This window comes from Caulobacter sp., from assembly GCF_049283275.1.
Classification (GTDB): Bacteria; Pseudomonadota; Alphaproteobacteria; order Caulobacterales; family Caulobacteraceae; genus Caulobacter.
On sequence record NZ_JBAPVS010000023.1, the window covers coordinates 1 to 15,214 of the forward strand.

14 protein-coding genes and 1 tRNA gene are annotated in these 15,214 nt (G+C 68.5%); 10 read left to right on the forward strand and 5 right to left on the reverse strand.

What is annotated here, in order from left to right:
* Window positions 1-460 (forward strand): energy transducer TonB (locus tag WAL33_RS01215; protein WP_422177688.1); only part of this gene is annotated, 460 nt, incomplete at its 5' end.
* 127 nt (window positions 461-587) lie between these two features.
* Window positions 588-664 (forward strand) — tRNA-His (locus tag WAL33_RS01220).
* 85 nt (window positions 665-749) lie between these two features.
* Here the strand turns inward: WAL33_RS01220 and WAL33_RS01225 are convergent.
* On the reverse strand, window positions 750-1,172 hold the full coding sequence (locus WAL33_RS01225; protein WP_422177690.1) for a helix-turn-helix domain-containing protein: 423 nt from the start codon (window positions 1,170-1,172) through the stop codon (window positions 750-752).
* 181 nt (window positions 1,173-1,353) lie between these two features.
* Here WAL33_RS01225 and WAL33_RS01230 point away from each other — a divergent pair, with 181 nt between their 5' ends.
* Both WAL33_RS01230 and WAL33_RS01235 read left to right on the forward strand, forming a co-directional pair.
* On the forward strand, window positions 1,354-2,343 hold the full coding sequence (locus tag WAL33_RS01230; protein ID WP_422177692.1) for an NAD(P)/FAD-dependent oxidoreductase: 990 nt from the start codon (window positions 1,354-1,356) through the stop codon (window positions 2,341-2,343).
* Between the two features lie 27 nt (window positions 2,344-2,370).
* On the forward strand, window positions 2,371-3,534 hold the full coding sequence (locus tag WAL33_RS01235; protein WP_422177694.1) for an acyl-CoA dehydrogenase family protein: 1,164 nt from the start codon (window positions 2,371-2,373) through the stop codon (window positions 3,532-3,534).
* Window positions 3,535-3,707: 173 nt separating this feature from the next.
* Here WAL33_RS01235 and WAL33_RS01240 read toward each other — a convergent pair whose 3' ends face one another.
* The gene (locus WAL33_RS01240) at window positions 3,708-4,373 is read right to left on the reverse strand and encodes an O-methyltransferase (protein WP_422177696.1); all 666 of its coding nucleotides are present in this window, start codon (window positions 4,371-4,373) and stop codon (window positions 3,708-3,710) included.
* A gap of 92 nt (window positions 4,374-4,465) precedes the next feature.
* On the opposite strand from WAL33_RS01240, the gene WAL33_RS01245 reads away from it, so the two are divergent.
* A complete protein-coding gene (locus WAL33_RS01245; protein WP_422177698.1) occupies window positions 4,466-5,098 on the forward strand; it encodes a TetR family transcriptional regulator in 633 nt (210 codons plus the stop codon).
* Window positions 5,099-5,327: 229 nt separating this feature from the next.
* Here the strand turns inward: WAL33_RS01245 and WAL33_RS01250 are convergent, their stop codons facing one another.
* On the reverse strand, window positions 5,328-6,044 hold the full coding sequence (locus WAL33_RS01250) for a TonB family protein (RefSeq protein WP_422177700.1): 717 nt from the start codon (window positions 6,042-6,044) through the stop codon (window positions 5,328-5,330).
* A 198-nt stretch (window positions 6,045-6,242) separates the two neighbouring features.
* Between WAL33_RS01250 and WAL33_RS01255 the strand changes: the two genes are divergently transcribed.
* Window positions 6,243-7,106, forward strand: a complete 864-nt coding sequence (locus WAL33_RS01255) for a transglycosylase SLT domain-containing protein (protein ID WP_422177701.1) — start codon at window positions 6,243-6,245, stop codon at window positions 7,104-7,106.
* A 163-nt stretch (window positions 7,107-7,269) separates the two neighbouring features.
* Here the strand turns inward: WAL33_RS01255 and WAL33_RS01260 are convergent, their stop codons facing one another.
* On the reverse strand, window positions 7,270-8,448 hold the full coding sequence (locus WAL33_RS01260; RefSeq protein ID WP_422177703.1) for a CaiB/BaiF CoA transferase family protein: 1,179 nt from the start codon (window positions 8,446-8,448) through the stop codon (window positions 7,270-7,272).
* A gap of 120 nt (window positions 8,449-8,568) precedes the next feature.
* Entirely contained in the window at window positions 8,569-10,374 is a 1,806-nt protein-coding gene (locus tag WAL33_RS01265; protein ID WP_422177705.1) for an ATP-binding protein, read from the reverse strand.
* Window positions 10,375-10,534: 160 nt separating this feature from the next.
* On the opposite strand from WAL33_RS01265, the gene spbR reads away from it, so the two are divergent.
* From spbR to WAL33_RS01285, 4 genes are all read left to right on the forward strand, one after another.
* Window positions 10,535-11,671 (forward strand): pole-localized protein SpbR, encoded by a 1,137-nt coding sequence (gene spbR / locus WAL33_RS01270; protein WP_422177707.1) that lies wholly within the window; start codon window positions 10,535-10,537, stop codon window positions 11,669-11,671.
* A gap of 111 nt (window positions 11,672-11,782) precedes the next feature.
* Complete coding sequence (locus tag WAL33_RS01275; RefSeq protein WP_422177709.1) at window positions 11,783-12,547, forward strand: NUDIX hydrolase; 765 nt, start codon at window positions 11,783-11,785, stop codon at window positions 12,545-12,547.
* A 347-nt stretch (window positions 12,548-12,894) separates the two neighbouring features.
* Window positions 12,895-14,583, forward strand: a complete 1,689-nt coding sequence (locus WAL33_RS01280) for a methyl-accepting chemotaxis protein (protein WP_422177711.1) — start codon at window positions 12,895-12,897, stop codon at window positions 14,581-14,583.
* The gene (locus WAL33_RS01285) at window positions 14,583-15,038 is read left to right on the forward strand and encodes a chemotaxis protein CheW (protein WP_422177713.1); all 456 of its coding nucleotides are present in this window, start codon (window positions 14,583-14,585) and stop codon (window positions 15,036-15,038) included. The genes WAL33_RS01280 and WAL33_RS01285 overlap by 1 nt, the downstream gene beginning before the upstream one ends.
* Window positions 15,039-15,214 lie beyond the last annotated feature (176 nt).

A 15,214-nucleotide genomic window follows, 5' to 3' on the forward strand; every position in this document is an offset into this window, starting at 1 on the left:
ACCACCGCCCGCGGTGGTGCAGCCGAGGCCGCCGATCGCGCCGCCGCCGGACATCACGCCGCCGCCGCCTCTGCCGATTCCGCCCGTCAAGGAGCGGGTCGAGCAAACGGCTCCGCCGGTGATCTCCGCCGCGCCGCCCGTTGCGGCTCCGGTTCGGGCTTCGGTGATCACGCGTCCGGACTGGGCCCGCAAGCCCAGCGGCGAGGACATGGCTCGCTACTACCCCGACCGCGCTCAGCGGATGGAAGTGGGCGGCCGCGCGACACTGTCGTGCACCGTCACCGCCAAGGGGTCGCTGGAAGGCTGCTCGGTCGTGTCGGAAAACCCGGGGGACTACGGCTTCGGCGACGCGGCCATTAAGTTGTCGCGACTGTTCCGCATGAAACCGAAGACGCTTGACGGCGCTCCGGTGGATGGTGGTCAGATCACGATCCCGATCGTCTTCACGGTCCCCCGCTAGGGACCCGGACGACTGGCCAAGAAACGAGCGCCCCGGAGTTATGCTCCGGGGCGTTTTCGTGCGGAGAGGGCTGTTTCGGCGCTTGATCCGGTCCGCGCGTCCGACTAAAGACACTCCCTCGCGATGCGCCGCCTTAGCTCAGTTGGTTAGAGCGCCGGTTTGTGGAACCGGAGGTCCTCAGTTCAAGCCTGAGAGGCGGTACCATCGCAAGACGTCGAAAAGCCCCGGGTTCCTCCCCGGGGCTTTTTCGTTGCGCGATCGGACATCTGGAAAATGCGGCGCAGCGCCGTTAGGGCGCGATCGCCCCCGGCCCGTCGTCGACCATCGCCTTGACCAGGTCGACGACCCGGCGCCGCAGCCGCCGGTCGCTGAGCCGTGGAAAGAGACCAGCCAGTTCCAGCCCCTCCGGCGTGGCCACGAACTGGGTCATGCGCTGGGCGAAACCATCGTCCGCCGCACCCTGGGCGGTCTCATCCAGGCCTTCGAAGAAATAGGACACCGGCGACTGCAGCAGACGCGCGGCCTCGTAGAGTTTGGAAGCGCTGATCCGATTGGCGCCCCGCTCATATTTCTGAATTTGCTGGAAGGTGATGCCTAGGGCCTCGGCCAGCTGGGTCTGGCTGAAGCCCAGGACTTTGCGACGAATCCGAAGACGCGCCCCGACATAGAGATCGACGGGATGCGCCATGTCGGAAGAGAGTTTGTCGGTCATCCGCGTCACGTTCCTCCTGGCGACCACGCGCCCAGCCTCTGAGGGGCGCGTGTGGTCCAGCTTTGGTTAATACAGGATAGACCCATGCAGTTGCGTTAGTCACGCCTCTGACATGTCCGGCGCGGCCGTAAAATGGTTCCGCGGGCTTGACGTTTGGCGCGAGCAAGGGTGTTTGCCGCCCATGGAGACCAAGCTGCGCGCGCGGGTGGCGGTGGCCGGCGCCGGCGCGATCGGATCGGCCGTGGCGCTGACCCTGGCGCGCGCCGGATTCGACGTCACGCTTTTCGATCCCGCTCCCCCCGGCGACAACGCGTCCGGGGTGGCCGCCGGCATGTTGGCTCCGCTGGCCGAAGCCGTGTTCGACCCCGTCTCGACCCCGCATCTGGCGCTGCTGCGGCGCGCCCGCGACCTGTGGCCGGCCTTCGCCGAGGGGCTGGACCTGGAAATCCTGCGGGACGGCCTGAGGATCGAGGGCGAGGCTGGCTGGCTGGCGGGTGTGGCCGCACGCTTGGAGGCTCTGGGCGCCCCGTTCCAGCGCCTCGACGGAGTTCTGATCGATGCCGAGGACTGGCGGATCGAGGCTCGTCCCGCCCTGGCCGCCCTGCGGACCACTTTCGAGGCCCTGGGCGGAGCGTTCGAGACGCGCGCCTTCATCCCCGACGATCGCCCGGCCTTCCGCGCCGTCGTCCTGGCCACCGGCGCGGCCGACGCCTCCGGCCTGGCTCCGGAACTGAAGATCCTGAGCCCGATCAAGGGCCAGATCCTGCGCGCCGACCGGGGACCGGCCACGGGACCGGTGATCCGAGGCGAGGGGGTCTATATCGCGCCCGGCGACAGTCCGGCGATCGGCGCCACCATGGAGGCGGGCCGCGATGATCTGACCGTCGATCCCTCGGCGACGCAAGGCCTGCGCGCGGCGGCGATCCGCCTGCGCCCCGAGCTGGCGGGGGCGGTCATGACCACCGAGGTCGGCGTGCGGGCCGCCACGCCCGACGGCCTGCCCCTGGTGGGCTGGAGCGCGACGCCCGGCGTGATGCTGGCCGTGGGGGCTCGTCGCAACGGCTGGCTGCTGGCCCCGCTTGTGGCCGATCTGGTCGCGGCGTATCTGAAAGGTGATAACCCAGGCCCGGACGCCGCCTCGCTCGATGCGCGGCGCTTCTCGAGGACCTGAGCGACAACGCGAAAAGGGCAGGGGCGAATGAGCGGATTCTGGTTGACCGAGGAGCAGGAAGCCATCCGCGAGGGCGTCGCCAAGCTGTGCGCCGACTTCGACGACGAGTACTGGCGCCGCACCGACGAGACCGGGATCTTCCCCGAGGCGTTCGTCGCCGCCGTCGCCGAAGGCGGCTGGCTGGGCGTGGCCATGCCCGAGAGCGTCGGCGGGGCGGGCCTGGGCCTGACCGAGGCGGCGATCATGATGCAGACCGTGGCCCAGTCGGGCGCGGGCTTCTCGGGCGCCAGCGCCATCCACCTGAACATCTTCGGCCCCATGCCGATCGTGAAGTTCGGCACCGACGCCCAGCGCGCCAAGCACCTGCCGCGCCTGATCTCGGGCGAGGACAAGATGTGCTTCGCCGTGACCGAGCCCAATTCGGGCCTGGACACCTCCAGCCTGGAGACCCGGGCCGAGCGCACCAACGACGGCTATGTGCTGAACGGCCGCAAGATCTGGACGACCGGGGCCCAGCGCGCCAACAAGATCCTGATCATCGCCAGGACCACGCCCAAGGACCAGTGCGCCAAGCCGACCCAGGGGCTTTCCCTGTTCTACACCGACCGCGAGAAGATCGAGGCCAAGCCGATCCCCAAGATGGGACGCAAGGCGGTCGAGTGTAACATGCTGTTCATCGAGGACCTGTTCGTGCCGGCCGACGACCTGGTCGGCGAGGAGGGCAAGGGCTTCGCCTACCTGCTGCACGGCCTCAATCCCGAGCGGGTGCTGTTCGCGGTCGAGGCCGTCGGCCTGGGGCGCGCGGCCCTGGCCAAGGCGACGACCTACGCCAAGGAGCGGGTGGTGTTCGGTCGGCCCATCGGCCAGAACCAAGGGGTGGCCCATCCGCTGGCCCGGTCTTGGGCCGAGCTGGAGGCCGCCAACCTGCTGGCCTTCAAAGCCGCCGCCCTCTACGACCGCGGCCAGGATTGCGGGGCCGAGGCCAACGGCGCCAAGTATCTGGGCGCTGAAGCCGGCTTCACCGCCTGTGAGAGCGCGGTTCTGGCCCACGGCGGCATGGGCTACGCCAAGGAATACGACGTCGAGCGTTATTTCCGCGAAGCGATGATCGCCCGGATCGCGCCGATCAGCCGGGAGATGATCCTGAACTTCATCGCCGAACGGGTTCTGGGCCTGCCGAAGAGTTATTGAGGGGGTCCTTTTGTGGACTCCATGGGCTTATCACTTGCCCCCTACGGACCGCTTCGCGGTCGTCTTCCCCCATAGGGGGAAGAGGCTTACCGGCCGGCGCCGCGCGCGTCTTCCGCCCCCATAGGGGGCGGACAGACCGCGAAGCGGTCAGGTGGGGGCAAGTGGGTGCGATCTCACCCCAACCGCATCGACAGCTCCACGTCCTCGGCGAACGGCACTGACAGGTAGCCGCCGCCCGGCGCTCGCACGCGCTCCATGTATTCCGGGCAGTAGTCGGCATTGTCGGCGACGATCAGGGCGCCTGGCCGCAGGCGGCTCTCCAGGAGGTCCAGGATGTCGGAATACAGCGCCTTGGCGCCGTCCAGCAGCACCAGGTCGATCGTCTCGGGCAGATCGACGCCCAGCGTCTGGAGCGCGTCGCCCTCGCGGATCTCCACCAGATCGGCCAAACCGCCCGCCGCCAGGTTCTGGCGAGCCCGCGCCGCCTTGGACGGCTCGAACTCGCTGGTGATCACCACGCCGCCGCCGTTGTCGCGCACGGCGGCGGCCAGGTGGAGCGTGGACAGGCCGAACGAGGTCCCGAACTCGACGATCGCCCGGGCGCCGGCACCCCGCGCCAGAATGTAGAGCAGCACGCCAGTGTCCCGTGAGACGGCCAGGGGGAAGTCCTTCAATTGGCCATAGAAGTCACGATAGTCAGTCTTGCTGCGCATCAGGCGCGCGAGATCCTCGGCGGTCATGGCGGCCGCCGCCGGATGGTCCATCGGCGAGGTGGCGGCGGCCTCCGCGAACAGGCGGTCCAGCAGGGGCGCGACGGGAGAGGTGGTCAGGGTGGTCATCGAATTTCCGGTGCGAAAAGGCGCGTCCTTGCGCCGGGTCGAAAAATGCGACTAATTCGTCGTGTTTCCTATTCGCATTGCCGGACCACGCCGTGACCGAACGCACAAGTCCCCGGATTTCCTCGCGAAAACAGCCCAGCCAGGCCCGCTCAACCGAGCTGGTCGCGGCCATTCTGGAGGCGGCTGTTCAGGTTCTGGCCAAGGAGGGGGCGGCGCGCTTCACCACCGCGCGGGTGGCCGAGAAGGCCGGGGTCAGCGTCGGGTCGGTGTACCAGTACTTTCCCAACAAGACCGCGATCCTGTTTCGCCTGCAGACCGATGAATGGCGCCAGACGACCGATCTGCTGCGGGCGGTGCTGGAGGACGCCTCGCGGTCGCCGCCCGAGCGGCTCCGGACCCTGGTCCATGCCTTCGTCCGCTCGGAATGCGAGGAGGCGCAGATGCGCGTGGCGCTGAACGACGCCGCGCCGCTGTATCGCGACGCGCCCGAGGCGCAGGCCGTGCGGGTTTCGGGAAGCGACATCGTCGGCGCCTTCATGCGCGAGGCTCTGCCGGCGGCCGACGAGGCGACGCGCGCCCTGGCCGGCGACCTGATCAAGACGACCCTGAGCCAGGTCGGCAAGGCGTTCTCGGAGACGCCTCGAACCGACGCGGAGATCGCGACCTACGCCGACGCCATGGCCGACATGTTTTGCGCCTATCTGGCGGCTCTGGGGGACTTGTGAGCTGAACGAAACCCCCGGGCCGATGGGCGCCGCCGGACATGCGCGCCGGCGCGGACTGCCCTTAGGGGGTATCGACACCCAGGCGCCGTGCACGACCTCGTCCTTCGACACGCTCAGGATGAAGTCGAATTTAGCGAGTATCGCTTAGCTGCACTATGTCCGCCATTCTCCTCATCCTGAGCGTGTCGAAGGACGAGGAGAACGCACGGCGCTTGAATCTCGATTGCTCCTAGCCCTCGGCCGCGTTGAAGCGGATCGGGATGCGGACGCTGGCCCCGTCGACGGCCTGGCCGTTCTCCATCTGCGGGCTCATCCGGAAGAACCGCGACAGCTTGACGGCCGCCTTGCCGAAGCCTTCCTCGGCGGGCGTTTCGTCCAGCACGCTGCAGGCCTGGATCGCGCCGTTGGCGGCCACCGTGCAGTTCAGGGTGGCCATGCCGCCGACGCCGCGCCGCATGGCGCTTTCCGGATAGAAGCGGCTGAACTCCGAGGCACCGGGCTTCTTCAGCCAGTTGGGGCGGGTCACGATCCTGGGCTGGGCTTGAGCGGGCGGGTCGCCGTCCGAGGCCTTGTCCGTGAACGTCAATGCTCCCGTTCCCTTGATTTCCGTGGGCTTGACCTCTGGCACGACCAAGGGCCTGACCTCGGTCTGGGTCGTCGGCACAGCTTCACGGGGGATCACCGGGTTCGACTGGACGGGCTTGGGCTTGTCCACCTCGGGCGGCGGCGGCGTAGGTTGCTTCCATTGTTCGATGATCGTCGTCGGCGGGGCAGGGTAGTCCCGCGTGATCGGCGGGATGAACTTCTGGTAGGCCAGGTAGGCGAATACGCCCGCATGGGCGGCCGAGACCACGACCAAGGCCGCGACCAGGGCCTTGGACGGCTTGCCGCGCGGGGTGTCCGAACCGGGGATGTAGGAACCGACCGTGCCTTCGTACGCAACCATGACAACCTCCTTCAGCATCGACCGCCTTGAAGAAGCCGGGGTCGATGAAGGAAGCCTGTCACGTTGAATTACGGTTGTAAATATTACGAACGTAGATTTTCTACACGCGTAGCTGCGACGAGCGGCCACAGGCAAATTCTGCCGGGTTGGTGGGCTTGGTTAAGGCCTGATTAACCATGCGCGTCCACATCTTCGGGCATGGCGAATGTCACCTCCATCCGCAGTGTCGTCGAGTCGGCGATCCAGCGCGCGTCCAGCGCGACGGGCGTCGACTTCTCGTTCCTGATGGGCACGGCCAAGCGCGAGAGCGGCTACAACCCGGCCGCCAAGGCGCGGACGTCGTCGGCCTCGGGCCTGTTCCAGTTCGTGGACCAGACCTGGCTGTCGACCCTGAAGAAGCACGGCGCCAAGTACGGCTACGCCCGCTACGCCGACCTGATCCAACAGGGCGCGGACGGCAAGTACCGGGTCAGCGGCGACGAGGCCCGCAAGACGGTGCTGGGTCTGAAGCTGGACCCCCACGCCGCCTCGCTGATGGCCGGCGAACTGGCCAGCGACCACGCCTCGTATCTGCGCGGCCGGGTGGGGCGCTCGCCCACGTCCGGCGAGCTCTACGCCGCTCACTTCCTGGGCCCTCAGGGCTCGGCCCGGTTGATCGAGGCCGTCGGCAATTCGCCCGGCGCCAGCGCCGCGGCCATGTTCCCGGACGCGGCGGCCGCCAACCGATCGATCTTCTATCGCGAAGGCCGCGCGGCCACGGTCAGCGAGGTCTACGCCAACCTGACCCGGACGGGCGGCGGTGTTCCAGACGCCGCGCCGGCGGCCACGCCGGCCGCCGATCAGGGCTTCGTCCAATACGCCACCGGCCGCCGGCTGGAGCGCATCCAGCAGCAGGAAGCGCTGGTCAGCCTGATCCTGCGCGGCTCGCAGGACGCCGACGACGGCTTCAACCTCGCCTCGAAGGGCGGTTCGTCGACCCAGCGGATGGCCAGCTCGATGTTCTCGTCGGAAATGCTGCGGGTGCTGTCCGACGCCAGCGACGGCGCCAAGAGCCAGCGGTAGGCTTCAGCTTTCTATGATCCGCTCATCCCGGCGAATGCCGGGACCCAGATCCCTTAGCGGTGTGGCGGTCTGGAAGAACTCAGGGCCCTTGGCGTCAAGCTCAAAGCCGGTCCATCTGGGTCCCGCCATTCGCCGGGATGAGCGGAAGATTGGGAGCTAGCGGTCAGAGATCCCCCCCCACGATCTCCGCTTCCGACCACCCGATCTCCGCCAAGACCGAAGCCGTGTGCTGGCCCAGCCCCGGCGCGGGCCCTCTCGGCCCGTCCTCCGCGCCCGGGAACCGCGCCGGACCGGCCGGCGCTGGGAAGGTCCCGCCCTTGCCGTCGGGCGTCTCCACGAAACAGCCGGCCGCCGCCGCCTGCGGGTCGGTCACCAGGTCGCGCGGCGTCTGCCAGGGCGCCCAGGTCAGGTCGCCGGCGTCCAGCGCCCGCGCGGCCTCCGCATAGTCCATGGCCCCGAAGGCCTGGTCGAGAATGTCGATCAGGGCCGGGCCGTTCTCGCGGCGCAGGCGGGCGCTGGTGAAGCGTGGGTCCTCGGTCAGCTCCGGCCGCCCGGCCGCCGTCGCGATCCGCGCCCAATCGGTGGAGCCCTGGCGGGCCAGCAGGCAGATCCAGCGGCCGTCGCGAGTCTGGAAGAAGTTGGCCAGGGGCTGCACCGCCTCACGCCGAGGCCGGGTCGAGGCCAGTTTCCCGAACCGCAGCTGGATGGCCATGTCCGAGCCGATCGCATAGACGCCGGTGCGCAGCAGCGAGGTCTCGACCAGGCGGCCGACGCCCGTGCGGTGACGTTCGTGAACGGCCGCCAGGATGGCGGACACCGTCGCAAGCGAGGTCACATGGTCGCCCATGCCGGTGCGCAGCGGAAAGGGCTCTGCGCCCTTGGGGCCGGTGATCGCGCCCACGCCGGCCCGCGACCAGAAGGCCGCCACGTCCATGCCTGGCCGATCGGCGTCCGGACCCTCCAGGCCATAGCCGGTCAGGCTGCAATAGATCAGGCGCGGATTGACCGCCTTGAGGCTCTCGTGGTCCAGCCCGGCTCGCGCCAGACCGGCGGGGCGGACATTGGTCAGGAAGATGTCGGCGTCCTTGACCAGGGCCTTGGCGGCGTCGCGACCGGCCGGGGTGCGGATGTCCAGCACGACCGAGCGCTTGCCGCGATTATCCAGCTCGAAGATCGGATTGGCGGCCTGATCCGTGCCCAGGGTGTCGAAGAAGCCCCGCATCGGGTCGCCGTCGGGCGACTCGATCTTGATCACGTCGGCGCCCCAGTCGGCCATGATCCCGGCCGCGCCTGGGGCGGCGATATAGGTGGCCAGCTCGATGACCCGCAGATCGCGCAGCATCCCGTCCTCCCGTGTCTTATCGTTGCGGTGAGTGTGGACGACTTAAACGTCTGTTGGGAAGCGTTTACGTTCGACGGGTTCCGGGCGCGAAACCGCTTCGCCCTTTCGCTGAACCCGTCGCTAGGCGACGGCCGCCTGGCCGGCGACGTTCTTGCGGTCCAGGGCCGCCGCGTCGGCCACGGCGCGGGCCACGGCCGCGACGCTGACGGGCTTGCGCAGGACGGTGTCGGCGCCGGCGTCCAGGCATTCGCGGGCCTCGTCGGCGTCGCCGCCGATCACCGCCACGATCGCCACGTGGCGATTGGAGCCGTCCAGGGCGCGCAGCGCGGCGGCGGTTTGCGGGCCGTCGAGGATCGGCATGCGGCCGTCCACCATCACCAGGTCGAAGTCGCAGACCCGGGCCAGGTCCAGGGCGCGGCGGCCGTTCTGGGCGTGCACCACCTGGTGGCCCAGCTGCTCGAGGATGGCGCGCAGCATGGCGGCGTTGAGGGCGTCGTCCTCGGCGATCAGGATCCGCAGGTTGCGCGGCGGGGCGCCGGCGGCCTCGGTCGGCTGCGGAGTCTCGCTGGCGGGTTCGATCCCGCAGGGCGCGTTCTCGTCGAACGGCAAGGTCAGGGTGAAGCAGCTGCCGACGCCGACGGCGCTGGTCGCCTCTAGCGCCCCGCCCATCAGCTTGGCCAGCTGGCGCGACAGCGACAGGCCCAGGCCCGCGCCGTTGACGCCCGCCCCGGTGCGCTCGATGCGCTGGAACGCCTGGAAGGCCTGGTCCAGCTCTTCGCGCGACAGGCCAGGACCCGTGTCGGCCACCTCGATGGCGAGCAGGTTGTCGCGCCGCTCGACCCGGACCTCGACCCGGCCGCGCACGGTGTATTTGACGGCGTTGCCGACGATGTTGGCGATGATCTGGCGGGTCCGCAGGGGATCGCCGACCGCCGCGCCCATCTGGCGGTGCTCCAGGTCGGGCTCGACGTGGACGACCAGTTCGAGGCCCTTGGCTATGGCGTGCGGACGGTCCAGCAGCACCAGATCGCGGATCAGACGGACGGGTTCGAAGGCCAGGCTGTCGACGGCCAGACGACCGGATTCGGCGATCTCGGAATCCAGGGTGGCGTTGAGCACGGCGACCAGGTCCTGGGCCGCGTCGAGGGCGGCGTTCAATTGTTCTCGCGAAGGGGCCGCGCGACCGCCTTTTCCAGCGGCCGCCGCCAGCACGTGGGTCACGCCGGTCAGGCCGTTGCGGATCTCGTGGCTGAGGGTGGCGACGATGTCGGACTTCGAGCGGGCGACGCGCTCGGCGGACTCCAGCACCGCCAGCCGCTCCTCCAGCAGGGCTTCGTGGGCCAGGGCCAGGGCGTGCTGGCGACGCAGCATGCGGTTGAGGACCAGCGACAGGGCCATGGCCAGGGCGATCGCCCCGAACGCCATGACGCCGGCCCGCTCGCTCTGCGGCCGCGAGAACAGCAGGTACAACGGCCCGGCGGCGGCCAGGGGCGCGGTCAGCAACAGGGCCAGCAGGCAGGGCGCGGCGAAGAAGATGCAGATCACGGCCGCGCCGGCCGACAGCAGCAGCAGGGTCTCGCGCGCGCCGCCCGCTCCGTCGGCGAACGCGGCCATCTGGCAGACGGCGACCGCCCACAGCAGGCCCGACAGCACCTGCACCCGCGCGCGGCGCTTCAGCTCCAGGGCCGCGTCGGTGCGCAGCCAGGCGACCACGCCGTAGAAGATGCCCCAGTTGATGGCGAACACCGCGAAGCTGATCGCCATCCAGCCGGCGTTCCGCGCGAACGAGCTGGCCCAGACATAGATCGGCAGGGCGACGGCGAAAACGGCCAGCGCGTAGGGCAGCAGCGCGGTCTGGGCGTCGAGCGCCAGACGGGCGTCGCCGCCGCCGTCCGTGGGGGTGTTTTGTCGGCGCTCGACGAACAAGGAGTGATTCCTAGGCTGGTGAGCCCAGACCCTAGGGGATCACGGTTTGCGCCGCGTTACGGCATATCGTTAACGCCCACAGCTTTGCGGGCAAACAATCGTTAAGCATAACGCGAGATGATCCGATTCCCCGCCGTTCTGTGGGCTTTAGGCAAGATCGATGGCCACCACCCGCGCCGCCCTGACCGAACACGACATCCGCATGCTGGTGAAGGGCGCGACGCCCGACGAGCGGGCTCTGGCCGCCCACAAGCTGTGCCGCACCATCGACCGCGCCGAACTGGATGACGCGCAGCGCGCCCTGGCCGCCGAGATCCTGCGAGTGATGGCCGCCGACGCCGCCGAACTGGTGCGTCGCGCCTTGGCCGTGACCCTGCGCAATTCGCCGACCCTGCCGCAGGATGTCGCCAACCGCCTGGCCCGCGACGTCGAAAGCGTGTCGCTGCCGGTCATCAGCTTCTCGCCGGTGTTCAGCGACGAGGATCTGGCCGAGATCATCCGGCTGGGCGGCCCCGTGCGTCAGATGGCCGTGGCCAAACGCCCCAAGCTGTCGCGCAAGGTGGCGGCCCTGCTGGTCGAACAGGGGGCCGAGGACGTGGTCGCCGCCGTCTGCGCCAACGACAACGCACGGATGTCCGAACGCGCCCTGCAACGGGCCCTGGAACGTTTCGCCAAGTCCGAGGCAGTGCTGACCGCGATCGCCTATCGCTCGACCTTGCCGCTGTCGGTGACCGAGCGCCTGATCGACATGGTCGGCGACCACCTGCGCGACCACATCCTGGCCACCCATCCGCTGTCGGCCGAGCGCACCTTGGAGCTGATCCTCGACACCAAGGAGCGGGCGACGATCGACCTCGTCGATCAGGCCGGCCGCGCCGCCGACACCAAGGCCTTCGCCGCGCACCTCCGAAGCGTGGACCGGCTGTCGCCGTCCTTGCTGCTGCGGGCCCTGGCGCATGGCCACATGACCTTCTTCGAATGGGGCGTGGCCGAACTGGCCGGCGTGCCGCATCACCGCACCTGGCTGATGATCCACGACGCTGGAGCCCTGGGCCTGAAGGCGATCTGCGAGCGGGCGGGTTTGCCGCCGCGCCTGTTCGCGGCTTTCCGCGCCGGCGTCGACGCCTTCCATGCCCTGGAATACGACGGCCGCCCCGGCGATCGCGAGCGGTTCCAGGAGCACATGATCCAGCGCTTCCTGACCGCCTCGCCGGCGGTGTCGCGCGAGGATTCCGACTATCTGCTGGATCGCGTCGATCGCCTGGGCGAGCGGGCGAAAGCGGTGGCGGCGGGGTAAGCCCTTATCGTTCCGCTCATCCCGGCATTCGCCGGGATGAGCGGGAGTAGGGGGCTAAACACCCGTTCGAAACCCCTGGCCGCCGCGCTGCTTCGGCGCCAACCTCGCCGGATGTCAGAGCGCGCTGAAGACTCGATCCGCCCCGCCGCCACCGTCCTGATGCTGCGCGATGAGCCGGCTTTCGAAGTGCTGATGGTCAAGCGGCATCACCAGATCGATTTCGCGGCCGGCGCCCTGGTCTTTCCGGGCGGCAAGAGTCACATCGGCGACCACGATCCGGCCTGGGCTGACCATGCCACGGGCTGGGAGAGCGTCGGCGCCGACGGCGCGCCGCTGCGCATCGCCGCGATCCGCGAGGCCTATGAGGAGGCCGGCGTGCTGTTGGCCCGCGACGCGGAGGGGCAGATCTATGTCGGCGAGGCCGCGATCGACGTGCGGGCGGCGGTGGCCGAGGACCGCATGCCCTTCCTCGACGTGGTGCGAGAGCTGGGTCTTAAGCTGGACCTGGCGGCCCTGACCATCTTCGCCCGCTGGATCACCCCGCCGCTGATGGCCAAGCGCTTCGACACCTGGTTCTACGTCGCCCACGCGCCCCTGGCGCAACTGGCCATCTGCGACGGTCATGAGGCCGTCGACGCCGAATGGATAGCGCCGGGTCAGGCCCTGGAGCTGGCGGCCTCGGGCCAGCGCAAGGTGATCTTCCCCACGCGGATGAACCTGCAACTGCTGGCGGAGAGCGCCAACCCGACGGCGGCGATCGCGGCGGCGCGGGTGCGGCCTTTGGTCACCGTCGAGCCCTGGGTGGACGGACCGTCCTTGAAGATCCAGCCGGACGCCGGCTACGGCGCGGTGACCGAGCCGCTGTCGGCGCTGTAGCGCCCCGCCTCAGCACGGGATTTGGTCGTCGTTGACCAGACAACACAATCCCTGGCGACGCCGCTGAATCGATCCTCTTGAAGTCTGCTCGCAGCCTGCGGCAAAGCGTCCGAATCGGGCGATCAAAGCCCCGCGGCAGGGTTTTGTTAACCTCACTTTGAAAGCTTAGGACCAGAAACGGCGCGTCCAGTTTTTTGCCCTTCATTCTTAATACAGTTGAAATTCGGTCTGGTGGGAAAATGATCAAATCATTTGGGCGAAACAGCAAATCTCAGGACGGAAACAAAATCCTGGAAGTCTTGCAAGCCAATATCATGGTGGCGGATGATAAGCTGAATATCATCTATATGAACCCTGCCGTGCAGGCTCTGTTGCGGGAAAACGAGGCGGACATTCGCAAGGAGCTGCCCAATTTCAGCGTGGCTACGCTGATCGGCAGCAATATTGATGTCTTCCACAAGGACCCGTCGCATCAGCGCAACATGCTGGCCCGTCTGACCGATCGGCATAACGCCACGATCCGGGTCGGCGCTCTGGCTTTCGACCTTCTGGTGACGCCGCAACGGCAGGGCGGCAAGATCGTCGGCTTCGTGGTCGAATGGGCCGACGCCAAGGCGCGTTTGCTCAATCTCGACTACACCGCCCAGATCGCCGCGATCAGCCGGTCCCAGGCGGTGATCGAGTTCAGTGTCGACGGCACGATCATCGACGCCAACGAAAACTTCCTGACGACTATGGGCTACACGCTGGACGAAGTGGTCGGCCGCAAGCACGCGATGTTCACCGAACCATCCTATCGCGACAGCCAGGACTATGCCGATTTCTGGGCGGGCCTGGTGCGCGGCCAGTATAAGGCTGCGGAGTTCACACGCGTCGCCAAGGGCGGCGGCGTCGTGACGATCCAAGGCTCCTACAACCCTATCCTCGATGGTGGCGGCAAGGTCGTGAAGATCGTCAAGTTCGCCACCGACGTCACCAAGCGGGTCGAGGCCGTCAGTGAGATCGGGGCGGCCTTGACGGCGCTCGCTCAAGGCGATCTGGAACAGCGCATCGACAAGGCGTTCATCCCGGAACTGGACAAGCTGCGCTTGGACTTCAACCGCGCCCTTGAGACGCTGCAGGCGACGATGAAACTGGTCGGCCAGACCGCCGCGTCCATTCGCGTCGGCACCGACGAGATCGGCGCCTCGTCCGACGACCTGTCCAGGCGCACCGAGCAGCAGGCCGCGAGCCTCGAAGAGACCGCCGCGGCCCTGGACGAGATCACCGCGACCGTCAAACGCGCCGCCGAAAACGCCACGCAGGCCTCGTCGGCCGCCTCGGGAACGCGCGTCGACGCCGAGCAGTCGGGCGCGGTGATGCGCGAGGCCGTGCAGGCCATGGGTGAGATCGAGCAGAGTTCGGGCCAGATCACCCAGATCATCGGGGTCATCGACGAGATTGCCTTCCAGACCAACCTGCTGGCCCTGAACGCGGGCGTCGAGGCGGCTCGCGCCGGTGACGCGGGGCGCGGCTTCGCGGTCGTGGCCCAGGAAGTGCGGGCCCTGGCCCAGCGCTCGGCCGACGCCGCCAAGGAGATCAAGACCCTGATCGCCGGCAGCACCGCCCAGGTGGGCCGCGGCGTCAAGCTGGTCGGCGACACGGGCCAGGCCCTGACCCTGATCGTCGAGAAGGTCGCCCAGATCGACAGCTTGATCTCGGAGATCGCCACCTCGTCCCAGGAGCAGGCGGTCGGCCTCAACGAGGTCAACGCCGCGGTCAATCAGATGGACCAGGTCACCCAGCAGAACGCCGCCATGGTCGAGGAAGCCACCGCGGCGGCCCATACGCTGCGCTCGGAGACCCAGACCCTGAGCGACCTGATCGGCAAGTTCCAGTTCGGGGCGGTCGAGGGCGCCGCTTCGACCCGGCGCGGGCCGCAACCCGCGCCGTCGCCGGTTCACGCCGCCCAGCAGCGCATCAAGGCCTTCGCAAGCCCCCGCCCCGGCGCGTCCGGCAATGCGGCGGTCAAGGTCGACACCTGGGAGGAGTTTTGATGGCCGAGTTGTCGGGACCGGGTCAGTTGGAGCTGATCTCTTTTGAAATCGGCGGTCAGGAGTTCTGCATCGATATCAGCGTCGTGCGCGAAATCCGCGGCTGGACGCCCGCCACGGCCATGCCCCAGACGCCGGATTATATTCGCGGAGTGATCAATCTGCGCGGCGCGGTGATGCCGGTTCTGGATCTGCGCAACCGCCTGGGGCTGGGTCACACCGAAACGTCCTCCCGGCACGTCATCGTGGTGGTTCAGTTCGAGAGCCGGATGGTCGGGCTGCTGGTCGACGCCGTCCAGGAGACGTTCATGGTCGATGCGGCCCTTCTCCAGGAGCCTCCGGCCATGGACACGACGGGCGAGCTCTTCATCGACGCCATCATTCCTCTGGAAGGCCGCATGCTGAGCCGCCTGGTCGTGGGCGCCTTGATGCCCGGCGGGGCCGCGGTCGCCGCTTGAGGGGGGCTCCTGTCCCTAGAGCGCTGCCCTAGACTGTCCCCGCTGCGGCGCCCTCGGCGAAGCCGCGCAGGCGGGCGGCGATGACCTCGCCCACCGCTTCCACCGCCGCGCGCCGTGGAAAGTGCGCGCGCCAGGCGATACGCACGGTGCGTCCGGCCCGGGTCGCCAACGGTCGC